The 16,722-nt window shown below is 69.9% G+C and carries 12 protein-coding genes and 1 pseudogene; 10 read left to right on the forward strand and 3 right to left on the reverse strand.

Annotated elements, in window-relative coordinates; translation table 11 throughout:
• The first annotated feature begins 2 nt into the window (after nucleotides 1-2).
• From HAV39_RS16445 to HAV39_RS16490, 10 genes and pseudogenes are all read left to right on the forward strand, one after another.
• Entirely contained in the window at nucleotides 3-2,474 is a 2,472-nt protein-coding gene (locus HAV39_RS16445) for an NADH-quinone oxidoreductase subunit G (protein ID WP_191840100.1), read from the forward strand.
• Complete coding sequence (gene nuoH, locus HAV39_RS16450; RefSeq protein WP_120317848.1) at nucleotides 2,471-3,853, forward strand: NADH-quinone oxidoreductase subunit NuoH; 1,383 nt, start codon at nucleotides 2,471-2,473, stop codon at nucleotides 3,851-3,853. Before HAV39_RS16445 ends, nuoH begins: the two co-directional genes overlap by 4 nt.
• A 10-nt stretch (nucleotides 3,854-3,863) precedes the next feature.
• A pseudogene (nuoI, locus tag HAV39_RS16455) lies at nucleotides 3,864-4,382 on the forward strand (NADH-quinone oxidoreductase subunit NuoI); the annotation flags it as partial.
• A gap of 5 nt (nucleotides 4,383-4,387) precedes the next feature.
• The gene (locus HAV39_RS16460) at nucleotides 4,388-5,176 is read left to right on the forward strand and encodes an NADH-quinone oxidoreductase subunit J (RefSeq protein WP_191840101.1); all 789 of its coding nucleotides are present in this window, start codon (nucleotides 4,388-4,390) and stop codon (nucleotides 5,174-5,176) included.
• A 4-nt stretch (nucleotides 5,177-5,180) separates the two neighbouring features.
• Nucleotides 5,181-5,480, forward strand: a complete 300-nt coding sequence (gene nuoK, locus HAV39_RS16465) for an NADH-quinone oxidoreductase subunit NuoK (protein ID WP_120317851.1) — start codon at nucleotides 5,181-5,183, stop codon at nucleotides 5,478-5,480.
• A gap of 7 nt (nucleotides 5,481-5,487) precedes the next feature.
• Nucleotides 5,488-7,452, forward strand: a complete 1,965-nt coding sequence (nuoL, locus tag HAV39_RS16470; protein WP_191840102.1) for an NADH-quinone oxidoreductase subunit L — start codon at nucleotides 5,488-5,490, stop codon at nucleotides 7,450-7,452.
• Nucleotides 7,453-7,454: 2 nt separating this feature from the next.
• Nucleotides 7,455-8,996: an NADH-quinone oxidoreductase subunit M gene (locus HAV39_RS16475; protein ID WP_120317853.1), complete on the forward strand. Its 1,542-nt coding sequence runs from the start codon at nucleotides 7,455-7,457 to the stop codon at nucleotides 8,994-8,996.
• Nucleotides 8,997-8,998: 2 nt separating this feature from the next.
• A complete protein-coding gene (gene nuoN / locus HAV39_RS16480; protein WP_191840103.1) occupies nucleotides 8,999-10,552 on the forward strand; it encodes an NADH-quinone oxidoreductase subunit NuoN in 1,554 nt (517 codons plus the stop codon).
• Nucleotides 10,553-10,624: 72 nt separating this feature from the next.
• On the forward strand, nucleotides 10,625-11,665 hold the full coding sequence (locus tag HAV39_RS16485) for a polyprenyl synthetase family protein (protein ID WP_191840104.1): 1,041 nt from the start codon (nucleotides 10,625-10,627) through the stop codon (nucleotides 11,663-11,665).
• Nucleotides 11,666-11,987: 322 nt separating this feature from the next.
• Entirely contained in the window at nucleotides 11,988-12,797 is an 810-nt protein-coding gene (locus tag HAV39_RS16490) for an IclR family transcriptional regulator (protein ID WP_373311790.1), read from the forward strand.
• Between the two features lie 134 nt (nucleotides 12,798-12,931).
• Here the strand turns inward: HAV39_RS16490 and HAV39_RS16495 are convergent, their stop codons facing one another.
• From HAV39_RS16495 to HAV39_RS16505, 3 genes are all read right to left on the reverse strand, one after another.
• Nucleotides 12,932-15,067 carry a PhoX family protein gene (locus HAV39_RS16495; RefSeq protein WP_191840106.1) on the reverse strand — a complete coding sequence of 712 codons (2,136 nt, stop codon included), beginning with the start codon at nucleotides 15,065-15,067 and terminating at the stop codon, nucleotides 12,932-12,934.
• 255 nt (nucleotides 15,068-15,322) lie between these two features.
• A complete protein-coding gene (rarD, locus tag HAV39_RS16500) occupies nucleotides 15,323-16,255 on the reverse strand; it encodes an EamA family transporter RarD (protein WP_191840107.1) in 933 nt (310 codons plus the stop codon).
• A gap of 72 nt (nucleotides 16,256-16,327) precedes the next feature.
• Nucleotides 16,328-16,699, reverse strand: coding sequence for a phage holin family protein (locus HAV39_RS16505; protein ID WP_120317859.1), 372 nt, complete (start codon nucleotides 16,697-16,699; stop codon nucleotides 16,328-16,330).
• Nucleotides 16,700-16,722 lie beyond the last annotated feature (23 nt).

Below are 16,722 nucleotides of genomic sequence, written 5' to 3' on the forward strand. Positions count from 1 at the left end.
CAATGAGCCAGGAAGTACAGAAGCACACCGACACCGTCACGCTCACGATCGACGGCATCGAGGTGACCGCGCCCAAGGGCGAGCTGGTCATCCGCACCGCCGAGCGGCTGGGCATCGACATCCCGCGGTTCTGCGACCACCCGCTGCTCGCCCCGGCCGGCGCCTGCCGCCAGTGCCTGGTGGACGTGGAGGGCCAGCGCAAGCCGGTCGCCTCGTGCACCCAGACGGTGGCCGACGGCATGGTGGTGCGCACGCAGCTGACCTCCGAGGTCGCCCGCAAGGCGCAGGAGGGTGTGATGGAGCTGCTGCTCATCAACCACCCGCTGGACTGCCCCATGTGCGACAAGGGCGGCGAGTGCCCGCTGCAGAACCAGGCCATGCAGGTCGGCCGGCCGGAGTCGCGCTTCCACGAGCACAAGCGCGAGTACGAGAAGCCGATCAACATCTCCTCGCAGGTGCTGCTGGACCGCGAGCGCTGCGTGCTCTGCCAGCGCTGCACCCGGTTCTCCGACGAGATCGCGGGCGACAAGTTCATCGACCTGATGGACCGGTCGTCGGCCGAGCAGATCGGCATCTACCGCGACGCCTCGTTCGGGCACTCGCACGAGCACGGCACGATCGACGAGCTGGCCTACGACCAGGACGACCCGGAGTCGGGCGACGTCCCGTTCAACTCGTACTTCTCGGGCAACACGATCCAGATCTGCCCGGTCGGCGCGCTCACCAGCGAGCAGTACCGCTTCCGCGCCCGGCCGTTCGACCTGGTCTCCTCGCCGAGCAAGTGCGAGCACTGCGCGTCGGGCTGCGACATGCGCACCGACCACCGCCGCGGCAAGGTGCTGCGCCGGCTGGCCGGTAACGACCCGCAGGTCAACGAGGAGTGGAACTGCGACAAGGGCCGGTGGGGCTTCCGCTACGCCACCGCCTTCGACCGGCTCACCACCCCGCTGGTGCGCGACAAGGAGACCGGCGAGCTGCGCGAGGCCTCGTGGACCGAGGCGATCACCGTGGCCGCCGAGGGCCTGCGGGCGGCGCGGGACGGCGCGTACGGCGTCGGCGTGCTGACCGGCGGCCGGCTGACCGTCGAGGACGCGTACGCGTACGCGAAGTTCAGCCGCATCGTGCTGGGCAGCAACGACATCGACTTCCGGGCCCGCCCGCTGTCGGCGGAGGAGGCCGAGTTCCTGGCCTCGTCGGTCGTCGGCGAGCAGTCGGTCACCTACACCGACCTGGAGCAGGCCAAGCACGTGGTGCTGGTCGGCTTCGAGCCGGAGGAGGAGAGCCCGATCATCCTGCTCCGCCTGCGCAAGGCGGCGGCCAAGGGCAAGCTCAAGGTCACCTCGGTGGCCCCGTTCCTGACCCGCGGCGCGGAGAAGGCCGGCGCGACGCTGGCCCAGTGCGTGCCCGGCCAGGAGCCGGCGGTGCTGTCCAACCTGGAGGGCGTCGAGCCCGGCACGATCGTGCTGGTCGGCGAGCGCCTGGCCACGGTCCGCGGCGGCTTCTCCGCGGCGGCGAGCCTGGCCGCGCGCACCGGCGCGAAGCTGGCCTGGGTGCCGCGGCGCGCGGGTGACCGCGGCGCGGTCGACGCGGGCTGCCTGCCCACGCTGCTGCCGGGTGGCCGCTCGGTCGCCGACGCGGCGGCGCGGGCGGAGCTGTCGGCGGCCTGGGGCGTCGCGGCGGGCGTGATCCCGAGCCAGACCGGCCGGGACACCGACGCGATCCTGGCCGCGGCCGCCTCCGGCAAGCTGGGTGCGCTGGTCGTGGCGGGCGTCGACCCGGCCGACCTGAGCGACCCGAAGGCCGCTGAGGAGGCACTGGACAAGGTCGGCTTCCTGGTCTCGCTGGAGCTGCGGATGAGCGCCGTGTCCCGGCGCGCGAACGTGGTGTTCCCGGTCGCCGCGCCGGCCGAGAAGGCTGGCTCGTACGTGAACTGGGAGGGCCGCCTGCGCACCTACGAGCAGGCGCTGGACACCCCGAACACGGGTGCGAAGCTGACCGACGCCCGGGTGCTCGACGCGCTGGCCGCCCGCCTGGGCGTCACGCTGGGCACCGGCGACGTGCTCACGGTGCGCCGCGAGCTGGGCAGCCTGCCCGCGACCGGCGCCCAGCGCCCGGCCGCGCCGGCCGAGGTGGGCGCGGCCGCGCCCGCGCTCAAGCAGAACGAGGCGATCCTGGCCAGCTGGGCGCAGCTGATCGACCTGGGCAGCCTCACCGACGGCGACGAGGTGCTGGCCGGCACCGCGCGCCCGCCGGTGGTGCGCCTGTCGAAGGCCCGCGCCACCGCGCTGGGTGTCGCCGACGGCGACCCGGTGACCGTCGGGACCGCGCGGGGTGCGATCACCCTGCCGGCCGCCGTCACCGAGATCTCCGATGACGTCGTCTGGGTGCCGACCAACTCGCCGGGTTCCACGCTGCGCCGCACGCTCGGCGCGAACCCGGGTGCGGTCGTGACCGTGAGCGGAGGAAGCAAATGATCCTCGCCCCCATCGGGTTCCTCGCCGAGGACCCGGCGACCGGCGATCCGACGCTGGTCGACTTCGGGCATGACCCGTGGTGGATCGTCCTCATCAAGGTGGTCGGCGTCTTCGTCTTCCTCGTGGTGATGACCCTGTTCACCATCTGGTACGAGCGCCGCGTGGTGGCCCGGATGCAGGTGCGTCCCGGCCCGAACCGGCACGGTCCCTTCGGTCTGCTGCAGTCGCTGGCCGATGGTCTGAAGCTGGCGTTCAAGGAAGACATCATGCCGCTCAAGGCGGACAAGGTGGTCTTCTTCCTGGCGCCGGTGATCTCGACCGTGTGCGCGTTCACCGCGTTCTCGATCATGCCGTTCGGCCCGTTCGTGTCGATGTTCGGCGTGCGCACGCCGCTGCAGCTGACCGACATCTCGGTGGCGGTGCTGCTGGTGCTGGCCTGCTCCGGCATGGGCATCTACGGCATCGTGCTGGGCGGCTGGGCCTCGGGCTCGACCTACCCGCTGCTCGGCGGCCTGCGCTCCAGCGCCCAGCTGATCTCGTACGAGGTCGCGATGGGCCTGTCGTTCGTGGCCGTCTTCATGACCGCGGGCACGATGAGCACCTCGGAGATCGTCAACGCGCAGGCGCAGGGCGCGCCGGTCAAGCTGGGCGGGTTCGAGTTCACCGCGCCGAGCTGGTTCTTCCTGCTGCTGCTGCCGAGCTTCGTCATCTACGCGATCTCGGCGGTCGGCGAGACCAACCGGGCCCCGTTCGACCTCCCCGAGGCCGAGTCGGAGCTGGTCGGCGGTTTCCACACCGAGTACTCGTCGCTGAAGTTCGCGCTGTTCTTCCTGGCCGAGTACATCAACATGGTGACCGTCTCCGGTCTGTGCGCCACCCTGTTCCTGGGCGGCTGGCGCGCGCCGACCTCGTTCGAGAGCTTCTGGCCGGGCATCAACTCGGGCTGGTGGCCGCTGCTGTGGTTCACCATCAAGGTGCTGCTGCTGCTGTTCGTCTTCATCTGGCTGCGGGGCACGCTGCCCCGGCTGCGCTACGACCAGTTCATGCGCTTCGGCTGGAAGGTCCTCATCCCGGTCAACCTGGTGTGGATCCTGGCCCTGGCCTTCATCAAGACCATGCAGAAGCAGCAGATGGACGGCTGGACCAAGGTCTGGTTCGTGGCCGTGCCGCTGGTCGTGATCCTGCTGCTGGCCCTGCTGTGGCCGCAGAAGAAGGAGGAGCCGGCCCTGCCCGTCGAGGAGCAGGTGGCCCGGCGTCCTGAGGGCAGCTTCCCGCTGCCGCCGATGGACCTGCAGGTGCCGGTGAGCCCGCGCGCCAAGCGGCTGACCGCCGAGCGCGAGACCGTGCCCGCCACCGACGACGTATACAAGGAGGTGTGACGTGGGTTCGATGACGGATGCCGTCAAAGGCTTCGGCGTGACGTTCTCTCACATGTTCAAGAAGACCGTCACCACGCACTACCCGGAGAAGCCGGACCCGACGGCCCCGCGTTACCACGGCCGGCACATCCTCAACCGCTACCCGGACGGCCTGGAGAAGTGCATCGGCTGCGAGCTGTGCGCCTGGGCCTGCCCGGCGGACGCGATCTTCGTCGAGGGCGGCGACAACACCGACACCGAGCGCTTCTCGCCCGGTGAGCGGTACGCGGCCAACTACCAGATCAACTACGCCCGGTGCATCTTCTGCGGCCTGTGCATCGAGGCCTGCCCGACCCGTTCGCTCACCATGAGCAACGAGTACGAGCTGGCCCGGGACAACCGGCAGGATCTGATCTTCACGAAGGAGCAGCTGCTCGCGCCGCTGCTGCCCGGCATGGAGCAGCCGCCGCACCCGATGCGGCTCGGCGACACCGAGAAGGACTACTACCTGGGGGCTCCGGCCAACCCGGGGACGTCGGCGGGAGCTGAGACCCGATGACCCTTTCGACTCAGGTGCTCGCCGCGGCGGCCGAGACGGCGGGCCAGGTGTCCGGCGGGGAGAAGTGGGTCTTCTTCCTGCTGGCCCCGCTCGCGGTCATCGGCGCGCTGGGCATGGTGGCCGCGCGCAACGCGGTGCACTCCGCGCTGTGGCTGGTGCTGACCATGCTCAGCCTGGGCGTCTTCTACATCGTGCAGGCCGGGCCGTTCATCGGCATGGTGCAGATCATCGTCTACACCGGCGCGATCATGATGCTCTTCCTGTTCGTGCTGATGCTGGTCGGGCGCGACGCGTCCGACTCGGTGATCGAGACGCTGCGCGGGCAGAAGGTCGTCGCGGTCCTGCTCGGCCTCGGCCTGGCCGGCCTGCTCGGCACCGGCGTCTACCAGGCCACCCGGGACATGCCGGTGGTCGGCCTGGAGCTGGCCAACGCCAACGGCAACGTGCAGGGCATCGCCTCGCTGCTGTTCACCCGGTACGTCTACGTCTTCGAGGTCACCTCCGCGCTGCTCATCACCGCGGCGGTCGGCGCGATGCTGCTGGCCCACCGCGAGCGCGCCAAGGGCGAGCGGGTCGGTCAGGTCGCGGCGATGAAGGCGCGCTTCGAGCCGGGCAACTACCCCGGCCCCAAGCCCGGCCCGGGTGTCTTCGCGAACTCCACCTCGGTGGCCACCCCGGCGAAGCTGCCGGACGGCACCCCCGCCGAGCGGAGCATCTCGCCGATCCTGCCGACGCGCGAGCTCACCTCGGCGGAGATCGCCAACAAGCACACCGAGGGGAAGTGAAGCGATGACCCCCATGTACTACATCGTGCTGTCGGCTGTGCTGTTCAGCATCGGCGCCGTCGGCGTGCTGATCCGCCGCAACGCCATCGTGCTGTTCATGTGCGTCGAGCTGATGCTCAACGCCGCGAACCTCGCACTGGTCACCTTCGCCCGGATGAACGGGACGCTGGACGGCCAGGTCATGGCGTTCTTCTCGATGGTGGTCGCGGCAGCCGAGGTTGTCGTCGGTCTGGCCATCATCATGTCGATCTTCCGCACGCGACGCTCGGCGAGCGTCGACGACGCGAACCTGCTGAAGTACTGAGGCGGAGATGCAACCAACTCTGATGCTCGCCGAAGGGGCACCGGCGCCTGTCGTCTTCGCCTCTGCCACTGGCCTGCTGTCCTACATGTGGCTCCTGATCGCCGTCCCGGCCGTCAGCGCGCTGATCCTGCTGGTGACCGGGCGCTGGGCCGACAAGTGGGGACACTGGCTCGGCTGCGCGTCGGTGCTGTTCTCCTTCCTGCTGGGCGCGGGGATGTTCTTCGAACTGCGCGACCTGCCCAACCGGGCGGTGCAGCAGGAGCTCTACAGCTTCATCCCGGTCGGGAACCTGCAGGTCGACTTCGGTTTCCTGTTCGACCCGCTGACCGCCTGCTTCGTCCTGCTGATCACGGGCGTGGGTTTCCTGATCCACGTGTACGCGACCGGCTACATGGCCCACGACGAGGGCCGCCGCCGCTTCTTCGGATACTTCAACCTGTTCATCGCGGCGATGCTGCTGCTGGTGCTCGGCAACAACTACGTGATGCTCTACTTCGGCTGGGAAGGCGTGGGTCTCGCGTCCTACCTGCTGATCTCCTTCTGGTACGGCCGGCCGTCCGCGGCCACCGCCGGCAAGAAGGCGTTCATCATGAACCGCATCGGTGACGCGGGTCTGGTGCTCGGCATCTTCCTGATGTTCGCGCAGCTCGGCTCGGTCAATTACGACGTCGTGTTCAGCAACGCCGGCCTGCTGCCGAGCACCACGGTGCTCGTGCTCGGCCTGCTGCTGCTGCTCGGCGCGTGCGGCAAGTCCGGCCAGTTCCCGCTGCAGGCGTGGTTGCCCGACGCGATGGAGGGCCCGACCCCGGTCTCGGCCCTGATCCACGCCGCGACGATGGTGACCGCCGGTGTCTACCTGATCGCCCGCTCCAACCCGATCTTCTCCGCGAACCTGACGCTGCAGACGGTCGTGGTCAGCGTCGGCGCGCTCACCCTGCTGCTGGGCTGCGTCATCGGCTCGGCCAAGGACGACATCAAGCGCGTGCTGGCCTGGTCGACCGTGTCGCAGATCGGCTACATGTTCCTCGGCGTCGGGCTGGGCGGCGGCGCGTACGCGCTGGCCATCATCCACCTGCTGGCGCACGGCTTCTTCAAGGCCAACATGTTCCTCGGCGCCGGTTCGGTCATGCACGGCATGAACGACCAGGTGGACATCCGCCGCTTCGGCGGGCTGTGGAAGTACATGAAGATCACCTGGCTCACGTTCATGATGGGCTGGCTGGCGATCATCGGTATCCCGCCGCTGAGCGGCTTCTTCACCAAGGAGCCGATCATCGTGGCCGCGTTCGCGCGCCCCGGCTGGACCGGCTGGCTCTTCGGCCTGGCGGCGCTGATCGGTGCGGGTCTGACCGCGTTCTACATGACCCGCCTGTTCATCCTCACCTTCCACGGCCCGAAGCGCTGGACCACCGCCAAGGAGGGCTCGGTCGACCAGCACCCGCACGAGTCCCCGCTGGTGATGACGATCCCGCTCATCTTCCTGGCGCTCGGCTCGATCTTCGCCGGTTGGCTCATGGCCTCGCCGGTCGCGGAGTGGCTCACCCCCGTGCTGGGCGCGCGGGTCGAGGAGCACCCGACGACGCTCAGTCACACCACCATCACCGTGCTCAGCCTGGCGCTGACGGTGGCCGGTGCGGGCCTGGCGTACGCGCTGTTCAACAAGGGCACGGCGCTCGCGCCGCAGCCGGCCGGACCGGTGGTCACCGCCGCCCGCAACAACCTCTACACCGACGCCTTCAACGAGGCCGTGTTCGAGAAGCCGGGCAAGTGGCTGACCCGGGCGCTGGTCTTCGTCGACAACAAGGGCGTCGACGGACTCGTCAACGGGCTCGCCGCGCTGGTCGGCGGGGGCTCGGGCAGGCTGCGCCGACTCCAGACCGGCTTCGTGCGGTCGTACGCGCTCTCGATGCTTCTCGGCGGGGTGCTGGTGCTCGGCGCCTTCGTCGCGGTGCAGCTCGGCTGGATGGGATAACGATGAAATACCTGTCACTCCTGACCCTCGTGCCGCTCGTCGGCGCGCTGACGGTCGCGTTCGTCCCGCGCGCCAAGCCGGAGCTGGCCAAGCGGCTGGCGCTGATCTGGTCGATCGTGGTGCTGGCGGTGGGCGTCGCGGCCTGGGTCGCGTACAAGCCCAACGGCCCGCGGATGCAGCTGCAGGAGTCCTACACCTGGATTCCGGCGTGGGGCGCGAAGTTCAGCTTCGCCGTCGACGGCATCGCGCTGGTGATGATCGCGCTGATCGCGCTGCTGGTGCCGCTGGTGATCCTGGCCAGCTGGCACGACGCGGAGAAGAGCAAGCGCAGCGTCCCGGCGTACTTCGCCCTGCTGCTGGCGCTCGAAGGCACCATGATCGGCACCTTCACCTCCGCCGACGTGCTGCTGTTCTACCTCTTCTTCGAGGTCATGCTGGTGCCGATGTACTTCATCATCGGCTCGTTCGGCACCGACGTGCCGGCCAAGCAGCGCCAGTACGCCGCGGTGAAGTTCTTCCTCTACTCGCTGGTCGGCGGTCTGCTGATGCTGGCCGCGGTCATCGGCATGTGGGTGTACGGCGGCCACACCTTCGACTGGCAGACGCTGACCAACGTCGAGTTCACCACCACCGTGCAGCGGTGGCTGTTCCTCGGCTTCTTCGTCGCGTTCGCCATCAAGGCGCCGTTCTTCCCGTTCCACACCTGGCTGCCCGACGCTGGTGGGGCGGCTCCGGCCGGCGCCGCCGCGCTGCTGGTCGGCGTGATGGACAAGGTCGGCACCTTCGGCATCCTGCGCTACTGCCTCCCGCTGTTCCCGGAGGCGTCGCGCTGGTTCGCGCCGTGGGCGATCGGGCTGTCGCTGATCGGCATCATCTACGCGGCGCTCGTGGCGATCGGCCAGAAGGACCTCAAGCGCCTGGTCAGCTACACCTCCATCGCGCACTTCGGCTTCATCGGCGTCGGCATCTTCGCCTTCACCTACCAGGCCGGCTCCGGCGCGGTGCTGTACATGGTCAACCACGGTCTCGCCACCGGCCTGCTGTTCCTGGTCGTGGGCATGTTCGTGGCGCGCCGCGGCAGCACCCTGGTGACCGACTTCGGCGGTGCGGGCAAGCTGCTGCCGCTGCTGGCGGGCGTCTTCTTCATCGCGGGCATGGCCTCGCTGGCGCTGCCGGGCCTGGCCCCGTTCGTCAGCGAGTTCCTGGTGCTCATCGGGACGTTCACGGTGAACAAGACGGTGGCGGTCATCGCGACGGTCGGCATCATCCTCGCCGCGGCGTACGTGCTGTGGATGATCCAGCGCACCACCCAGGGCAACACCAACCCCGTGCTGCACGACCTCGCGCCGATGAAGCGCGACCTGTCGCTGCGTGAGGGCATCGTGGTGGCGCCCCTGATCGTGCTGCTGATCGTGCTGGGCTTCTACCCCAAGCCGGTGCTCGACGTGATCAACCCGGCGGTGGAGTACACCCTGTCGGACGTGGTCACCCCGGAGCGGGCCGACCCGGCGCCCGCCACCTCCACTGTGGAAGCAGGAAAGTGACCATGGGCGAAGATTTTGTCCTCAAGCTGCCGGAGCTGAACTACGCCGCACTGGCGCCGATGCTGATCCTGCTCGCCGCGGCGTGCGTCGGGGTGCTCGTGGAGGCGTTCGTGCCGCGGGTGGCCCGCAACGCCGTGCAGCTGGTGCTGGGTCTGCTGGCCCTGGTCGGCTCGCTGGTCGCCGTGGTGCTGCGCGCACCGCACGTGACCGATGCCAACGCGCAGACCGCGGAGCGGGCGATCTCGATCGACCAGGCGGGCCTGTTCCTGCAGGGCGCGATCCTGGTGCTGGCCATCGTCTCGCTGCTGCTGTTCGGTGAGCGGACGCTGGAGAACGGCGGCCCGTTCGTGGCCCAGGCGGCGATCACGGTCGGCTCGGACCTGGACCGCAAGCAGGCGGCCAAGGAGTCCGGCGCGACCGAGGTCTACCCGCTGGCGCTGTTCGCCGTCGGCGGCATGATGCTCTTCGTGACCGCGAACGACCTGCTGGTCATGTTCGTGGCGCTGGAGGTCTTCTCGCTCCCGCTGTACCTGCTCTGCGCGCTGGCCCGCCGCAAGCGGCTGCTGTCGCAGGAAGCCGCGCTCAAGTACTTCCTGCTCGGCGCGTACGCCTCGGCGTTCTTCCTGTTCGGCCTGGCGCTGGTGTACGGCTTCGCCGGCGCGGTCGACTTCCGGGCGATCCACGCCTCGGTGAACAACTCGCCGAACAACGTGATCCTGCTGATCGCCGGCCTGGCGATGCTGTCCATCGGCCTGCTGTTCAAGGCCGCCGCGGCGCCGTTCCACGTGTGGACGCCGGATGTCTACCAGGGCGCGCCGACCGCGGTCACCGCGTTCATGGCGGCCTGCACGAAGGTCGCCGCGTTCGGCGCGCTGGCCCGGGTGCTCTACGTCGGCTTCGACGGGCTCGGCTGGGAGTTCACGCCGGTCCTCGGCGTCATCGCGGTGCTGACCATGCTGGTCGGCGCGATCCTCGCGGTCACCCAGACCGACCTCAAGCGGCTGCTGGCCTACTCGTCGATCGCCAACGCCGGCTACCTGCTGGTCGGCCTGCTCGGCGGCGGCAAGGAAGGCCTGGGCAGCATGCTGTTCTACCTCGTGGCGTACGGCTTCCTCGTGATCGCGGCCTTCGGCATGCTCACGCTGGTCCGCGACGCCGACGGGGAGGCCACCCACCTGTCCCGCTGGGCGGGGCTGGGCAAGCGGTCGCCGCTGTTCGCGGGCGTCTTCAGCTTCCTGCTGCTGGCCTTCGCGGGTATCCCGCTCACCAGCGGTTTCGTGGCGAAGTTCGCGGTGTTCGGGGCCGGTATCGCCGGCAACCAGACCTGGCTGGTGCTCTTCGGTGTGCTCAGCAGCATCATCCTGGCCTTCCCGTACATCCGGGTCGTGGTGCTGATGTGGCTGAACGAGCCGGGCGAGACCACCCCGAGCGTCTCCATCCCGGGTGCGCTGACCTCGACCGCCCTCATGATCGGCGTGCTGGTCACGCTGGTGCTGGGGGTCTGGCCGAGCCCGCTGCTGGACCTGACGACCAACGTGTCCAACTTCATCCGGTAGGTAGTCGTAAATCCGAAGCTCCCCCCGCGACCGATCCTTGGACATGGGGGGAGCTTCGATCATGTGACAGCCATGTGGCATCGTGAGGACGTGGTGAGCAGCGTGAACGGTCGTACTGCCCGGAGCACCGGAGTCCGGTTCGAGGACCCTGCCCTGGAGGCCTCGGTGATGGCGCACCTGGCGTCGGTGGAGGACCGCCTGCGCGAGAGCGTCGAATCCGCGGACCCCTTCGTCACCGAAGCCGCCAAGCACCTGATGGACGCCGGCGGCAAGCGGTTCCGGCCGATGCTCGTCGCGGTCTGCGCGCACTTCGGCGACCCGGACGCGCCCGAACTCGTGGACGCGTCGACCGTGCTGGAGCTGACCCACGTCGCCACGCTCTACCACGACGACGTCATGGACGAGGCGCTGGTGCGGCGCGGCACCCCCAGCGCCAACGCCCGCTGGGGCAACTCGCTCGCCATCCTCGTCGGCGACTTCCTCTTCTCCCGGGCCGCCGAGCTCGCCGCGGGCCTCGGCCCCGACGCGGTGCGCATCCAGGCGCAGACGTTCGCCCAGCTGGTGCACGGCCAGATCGCCGAGACCGTGGGCCCGCGCGACGCCGATCCGGTCGAGCACCACCTCAAGGTGCTCGACGGCAAGACCGCCTCGCTGATGGCGACCTGCGGCACCTTCGGCGGCATGTTCTCCGGCGCGTCGCCCGCGACCACCGCGGCCCTCACCACGTACTGCGAGACGCTGGGGCTGGCCTTCCAGCTCTCCGACGACCTGCTCGACATCTCCAGCGACTCGACGGACTCGGGCAAGACGCCCGGCACCGACCTGCGCGAGGGCGTGCCCACCCTGCCCGTGCTGTACGCGCTGGCCTCGGACGACAGCGACCCGGCCGCGGTGCGGCTGCGGCAGATCCTGGCCGACGGCCCGGTCACCGACGACGCGCTGCACGCCGAGGCGCTGGAGCTGCTGCGGGACAGCGTGGCGCTCAAGCGCGCCCGGGAGACCGTGCGCGGCTACGCCGAGCAGGCTCGCGCCCAGCTGCAGGGGCTGCCCCGCAACGCGGCCCGGGACGCGCTGGAGTCGCTCTGCGACGTCATCGCCGACCGCATCGCCTGATCCGGCCCGCTCGCCGCGTCGGCATCGGTGCGGCAGGCGCTCCGGAGCCGGTCCGGCGCTGCCGGACGACCGGTTTGACATAGACGCTGGCCTATTACATCGAGTTCGATCTTCGAATATTCGATGTAATAGGCCAGCGTCTATGCAAGGGGCGCGGTGCGAGAAGTGGTGGATGGGGCGCATGGGGTTGGTGGGGTGGGTTTCGGGGCTGACGGGTGGGGGTGGGGACCGTCCCAAATGGATCGAGGGATTTCGTTACGTCGGGGCCCTTCACGTCGGGCGTGCATTTGCATATCGTAGGTGCGACTGCATGGAGGTGACGGTGCGAGATTCAGCGGTTCCGCCATCGGACATGGTCAGCAGCGTGGCGCGGGCGCTGCGGGTGCTGGAGGTCGTGGGCGAATCGCCCGCGGGGCTGTCCCCCAAGCAGATCGCCCGCCGGTGCGACATCACCATCGCCGCCGCGTACCGGATGCTGCGCACGCTGGCCCACCAGGGCTACGTGATGCGCCGCGCCGACGGGGCGTACACGCTGGGGCTGGCGGTGGCCGACCGCTTCCGGGAACTGGTCAGCGCGATGCGCGGGCCGGCCGAGGTCGGCTCCGTGCTGCGCCGGGCCAGTGCCGAGATCGGCTACAGCCACTACCTGGGCAGCTTCGTCGACGGCCGGATCGCGATCACCGCGGTGGCCGAGGGCTTCCGCTCGCCGCACGTCGAGGACCTGGTGCCCGGGTTCGACGAGGGCGCGCACGCGACCGCGCTGGGCAAGAACCTGCTGGCCACCCTCGACCAGGTGCAGCGCGAGCGCTACCTCAAGGAGCACGGCATGCGCGCCTTCACCCAGGCCACGCTGCGCTCGCACACCGCGCTCGACGCCGACATCGCGGCGGGCATGCGGCGCGGCATGCAGGTCGAGATCGGGCAGTTCCGCCAGGGCGTGGCCTGCGCGTCGGTCTCCGTGCAGACGGCCGGCGACCTCGGCCAGCGTTACGTGGTGGCCTGCGCGCTGCCGGCGGTCGACCTCGTGAAGCAGGCGCCGGTGATCCGGGAACGGCTGCACGCCACCGCCCGGGCGCTGCAGTCGGCTCTCAACGCGCCGCTGGTCGCCGCTCCGGGCGCGGCGGCGGCCTGACCCACCCGACGGCCCGCCGTCCCGTCAGGCGGGCGGCAGGGAGGCGGGCGCGGCCCGGCCGCCCGCGTGGCGGGTGCCAGGACAGGAACGGCGTCTGCGGCCCGGAGGCCGCAGACGCCGCTGGTGCAGGTGGGTCAGCTGCCCACGGGCCGGCCGTCGAGCCGCCACACGCCGACGATGCCCGGCTTGGCGTAGTCGCCGTCGGGCCAGGTGCTGGCCGGCTTCTCCATGGACGCGCCGCTGATCTCGCCCGGGTGCTGCGGGGCGACGAACACCGTCTTGTTGTCCACGCTGATGAACGGGCCGCAGGCCTCGGCCCCGCGGGGCACGGTGAGGAACTGCTTGAGGTGCCCGGCCTCGGGGCCGCTCAGCGCGGTCGCGAAGAGGCCGTCGTTGGACAGCAGCGCGTTGCCGTCCGTGGAGATCCACAGATTGCCCGCGCCGTCGAACGCCAGGTTGTCCGGGCAGGAGATCGGCGAGACCTTGGTCTTGTCGTATCCCATGAAGTAGGTCGACGGGTCCGCCGGGTCGCCGCAGACGATCGGGACCGCCCAGGTGAACGTGGTGCCCGCGTGGTTGCCGCCGTCTTCGGTGATCTCGAAGATGTGCCCGTGCTTGTTGGCGTTGCGCGGGTTGGCCTCGTCGGCGGGCGCGTTGCGGCCGCCGGTGGTGCCGCGGGCCGTGTTGTTGGTCAGCGCGGCGTAGATCTTGCCGGTGACCGGGTTCGGCTCGACGTCCTCGGGGCGGTCCATCTTGGTCGGGTTGACCGCGTCGGCCGCGAGCCGGGTGTGCACCAGGATCTGCTCGACGGTCCAGCCCGGCACCATCGACTTGTTGTCCTTGACGAGCGGGATCCAGACGCCGGTGCCGTTGAACGCGCCGTCGCTGGGCAGCTTGCCGGTGCCGTCGATCTCGGCGGCGCTGGTGTAGCCGAGCCGTGCCACGTACAGGTCGCCGGACTCCAGCAGGGACATGTTCTGCTTGCGGGCCCAGTACGAGTTGCCGCGGGTGAACTTCTTGTGCGACACGAACTTGTACATGTAGTCGTGCCGCTCGTCGTCGCCCATGTAGGCCACGACGTGCCCGTTGTCGGCCACGATCACGTTCGCGCCCTCGTGCTTGAACCGGCCCAGCGCGGTGTGCTTGCGCGGGGTCGAGCCTGGGTCGAACGGGTCCACCTCGACGATCCAGCCGTGGCGGTGGATCTCGTTCGGGGTCGCGGTCAGGTCGAACCGGGCGTCGACCCGGTCCCACTTGCGCGAGCCGCTGGGATAGCGGGCCGTGGTGGAGACGCCGTAGCGGTTCAGCGACGCCTTGTTCGCCTCCGGCGCGCCGTCGCCGCCGACGAAGTACTGGTTCCAGTTCTCCTCGCCGGACAGCACGGTGCCCCACGGGGTGACGCCGCCCGCGCAGTTGTTGAACGTGCCGACGACCTTGCGGCCGCTCGGGTCGGCCGCGGTCTTCAGCAGCGCCGAACCCGCTGCGGGACCGGTCATCGCGAAGACCGTGGACAGGCCGGTGATGCGCCGGTTGTACGGCCGCCGCCCCTTGCCGACGACGACCCACTGCCCGGTGCGCCCGACCCGCTCCAGCTCGACGACCGACATGCCGTGCGCGGCGATGGTGGCCTGGATCTGGTCGGTGGTGAGCGCGTCGAGCCCGGCGAAGCCGGGGAACATCAGCTCCTCGTTGGTGTACTCGTGGTTGCAGACCAGCAGGGCGCGGTCGCCGCCGCGGCCCAGCGGCAGCACCGCGACGAAGTCGTTGTTGTAGCCGAACTGCTTGGACTGGGTGGCCGCGGTCTGCTTGGCCGGGTGGAAGTCGGCCGCGCCCGGCACGACCTCGTCGCCCCAGCGGATGATCACGTTGTGGTCGTACCCGTTGGGCACCACCAGGTTGTCCAGGGTGTTCGGGGGGATCGGCGAGAAGGTCAGCGCGGTCGGCTTCCCGGTGCGGGTCAGCGCGTCCACGGAGAACTCCTCGGCCGTGCCCGCCTCGCCGCCCTCGGCGAACGCCGGCGTGGCAGCGGTGGCGCCGGCCACCGCACCGGCGAAGCCGAGCGCGATGGCGCCGGCCGAGCCGGCCTTGAGCATGCCGCGCCGGGAGACCTCGGCCTGCACGACGTCGCCGAAGTACGCGTTGGGCGACGTGTTCGGGGCCGGGTGGTCACAGGCGTTGCCGCAGCGGTAAAGGCAGGTCATGGACGACCGGCTGCCTCCGCTGTGGCCGTCCCCGCCGAGCAGGGGGAGCCGGCGGCGGGATTCGTTCATGGGAGTTGCCTCCATACGTCGGGTCGACAGGTTGTGCCGTCGTCCGGAACGTAGGGAGGGCAGGTGAGCCGCGTTCATCCCGCCGATGAACCCCGTATGAACACCACCAGGCCGCGGGCCGCCCGTTTCAAGGTCACCTGACTTGCCTGGCACATGTGCGCATCTTGGGCACGATTTCGCCCGGTTGCCCGGCAAGTCGGACGACCTTGGACCGGTTTGGCGGGGCCGCCCCACCGGGCCGCCGGGTAGGGGCGGTCAGGCGCGGGTGGTGGCCGCGAGGGGGGTGGCGTCACCGGTGGCGAGGGCGAGGCGGTTGCGGCGGGCGTTGCGCAGGCCGTCCCAGGTGAACACGGCCAGGGCGAGCCAGACCAGGCCGAAGCCGAACAGGCGGGCCGGTGGCATCGGCTCGTGGAAGGCGAAGACGCCCAGCGCCAGCTGCAGGGTCGGGGCGACGTACTGCAGCATGCCGAGGCCGGTCAGCGGGATGCGGTTGGCGGCGCCGGCGAACATCAGCAGCGGGATCGCCGTGATCACGCCCGACGCGGCCAGCAGCAGGGTGTGGCCGGTGCTGACGTGGCCGAAGCTCAGGTCGCGGGAGTTGGCGAGCCAGCCGAGCACCGCCAGCGCGGGCAGGGTCAGCACCGCGGACTCGACGAACAGGCCGTCGGCGGGCGGCAGGGCCAGGCGCTTCTTGGTCAGCCCGTACAGCGCGAAGCTGATCGCGAGGATCAGCGCGATCCACGGCGGGTGGCCGTAGTCGACGGCCAGCACCAGCACCGCGAACGTGCCGACCCCCACGGCGGCCCACTGCGCGGGGCGCAGCCGCTCGCCCAGCACGAGCACGCCGAGCACGATGACGACCAGCGGGTTGATGAAGTAGCCGAGGGACGTCTCCACCACCCGGTCCACGTTCACGCCGTAGATGTAGGTGCCCCAGTTGACGCCGATGAAGACGGCGGCCAGCGCGATGCCGCCGACGGTGGCGGGCTTGCGCAGCAGTGCCGCGATCTGCCGCCAGCGGCGCACCGCGGTGAGCACGAGGACCATGAACAGCGCCGACCACGCGATCCGGTGCGCGAGCACCTCGACCGGGCCGGCGGGTTTGAGCAGCTTGAAGTACGCCGGGAAGAAGCCCCACAGAGCGTAGGCGCCGAACCCGTACAGGTAGCCGAGGCGAAGCTGACTCACCGATCAATGGTAAGGGGACGCTCCGCCTCGGCTCCTGACATGTGAGCCAGGTCGCTCAGCCGGTGGGAGAACTCAGTCCTCGATGAACCAGTTCAGCGCCCAGCTGGTGAGACCGACGACAAGCGCGCCGAGGATGGCGGCCGGCCAGAAGTTGTCGACGTGGAACGGCACGTCCAGCAGGCCGGCGATGAAGCTGGTCAGCATGAACAGCGCGCCGTTGACGACCAGCGCGATCAGGCCGAGGGTGAAGATGTACAGCCCGCAGCCGACCATCTTGACGATGGGGCGGATGAAGGCGTTGCAGAGTCCGAAGATGACGGCGATCGCGACGAACGTGCCGATGGTGCCGAGGACGGTCTCGGCCGTCACGCTGATGCCCGGAACGAGCATGGTCGCCACCCAGACGGCGGCGGCGCTGGCGGCCAGACGGAGGAGAATTCCCATGGTGCGGCATCGTGCCACGATTC

The sequence above is a fragment of the Catellatospora chokoriensis genome (assembly GCF_011297315.1).
GTDB classification, from domain to species: Bacteria; Actinomycetota; Actinomycetes; order Mycobacteriales; family Micromonosporaceae; genus Catellatospora; species Catellatospora citrea.

Excerpts from the sequence above, each read along its gene's own strand:
- nuoL (WP_191840102.1), top strand. The coding sequence starts at position 5,488 with ATGCAACCAACTCTGATGCTCGCCGAAGGGGCACCGGCGCCTGTCGTC.
- HAV39_RS16495 (WP_191840106.1), bottom strand. The coding sequence starts at position 15,067 with ATGAACGAATCCCGCCGCCGGCTCCCCCTGCTCGGCGGGGACGGCCAC.
- nuoN (WP_191840103.1), top strand. The coding sequence starts at position 8,999 with ATGGGCGAAGATTTTGTCCTCAAGCTGCCGGAGCTGAACTACGCCGCA.
- HAV39_RS16445 (WP_191840100.1), top strand. The coding sequence starts at position 3 with ATGAGCCAGGAAGTACAGAAGCACACCGACACCGTCACGCTCACGATC.
- nuoK (WP_120317851.1), top strand. The coding sequence starts at position 5,181 with ATGACCCCCATGTACTACATCGTGCTGTCGGCTGTGCTGTTCAGCATC.
- HAV39_RS16460 (WP_191840101.1), top strand. The coding sequence starts at position 4,388 with ATGACCCTTTCGACTCAGGTGCTCGCCGCGGCGGCCGAGACGGCGGGC.
- nuoH (WP_120317848.1), top strand. The coding sequence starts at position 2,471 with ATGATCCTCGCCCCCATCGGGTTCCTCGCCGAGGACCCGGCGACCGGC.
- HAV39_RS16505 (WP_120317859.1), bottom strand. The coding sequence starts at position 16,699 with ATGGGAATTCTCCTCCGTCTGGCCGCCAGCGCCGCCGCCGTCTGGGTG.
- HAV39_RS16475 (WP_120317853.1), top strand. The coding sequence starts at position 7,455 with ATGAAATACCTGTCACTCCTGACCCTCGTGCCGCTCGTCGGCGCGCTG.
- HAV39_RS16485 (WP_191840104.1), top strand. The coding sequence starts at position 10,625 with ATGTGGCATCGTGAGGACGTGGTGAGCAGCGTGAACGGTCGTACTGCC.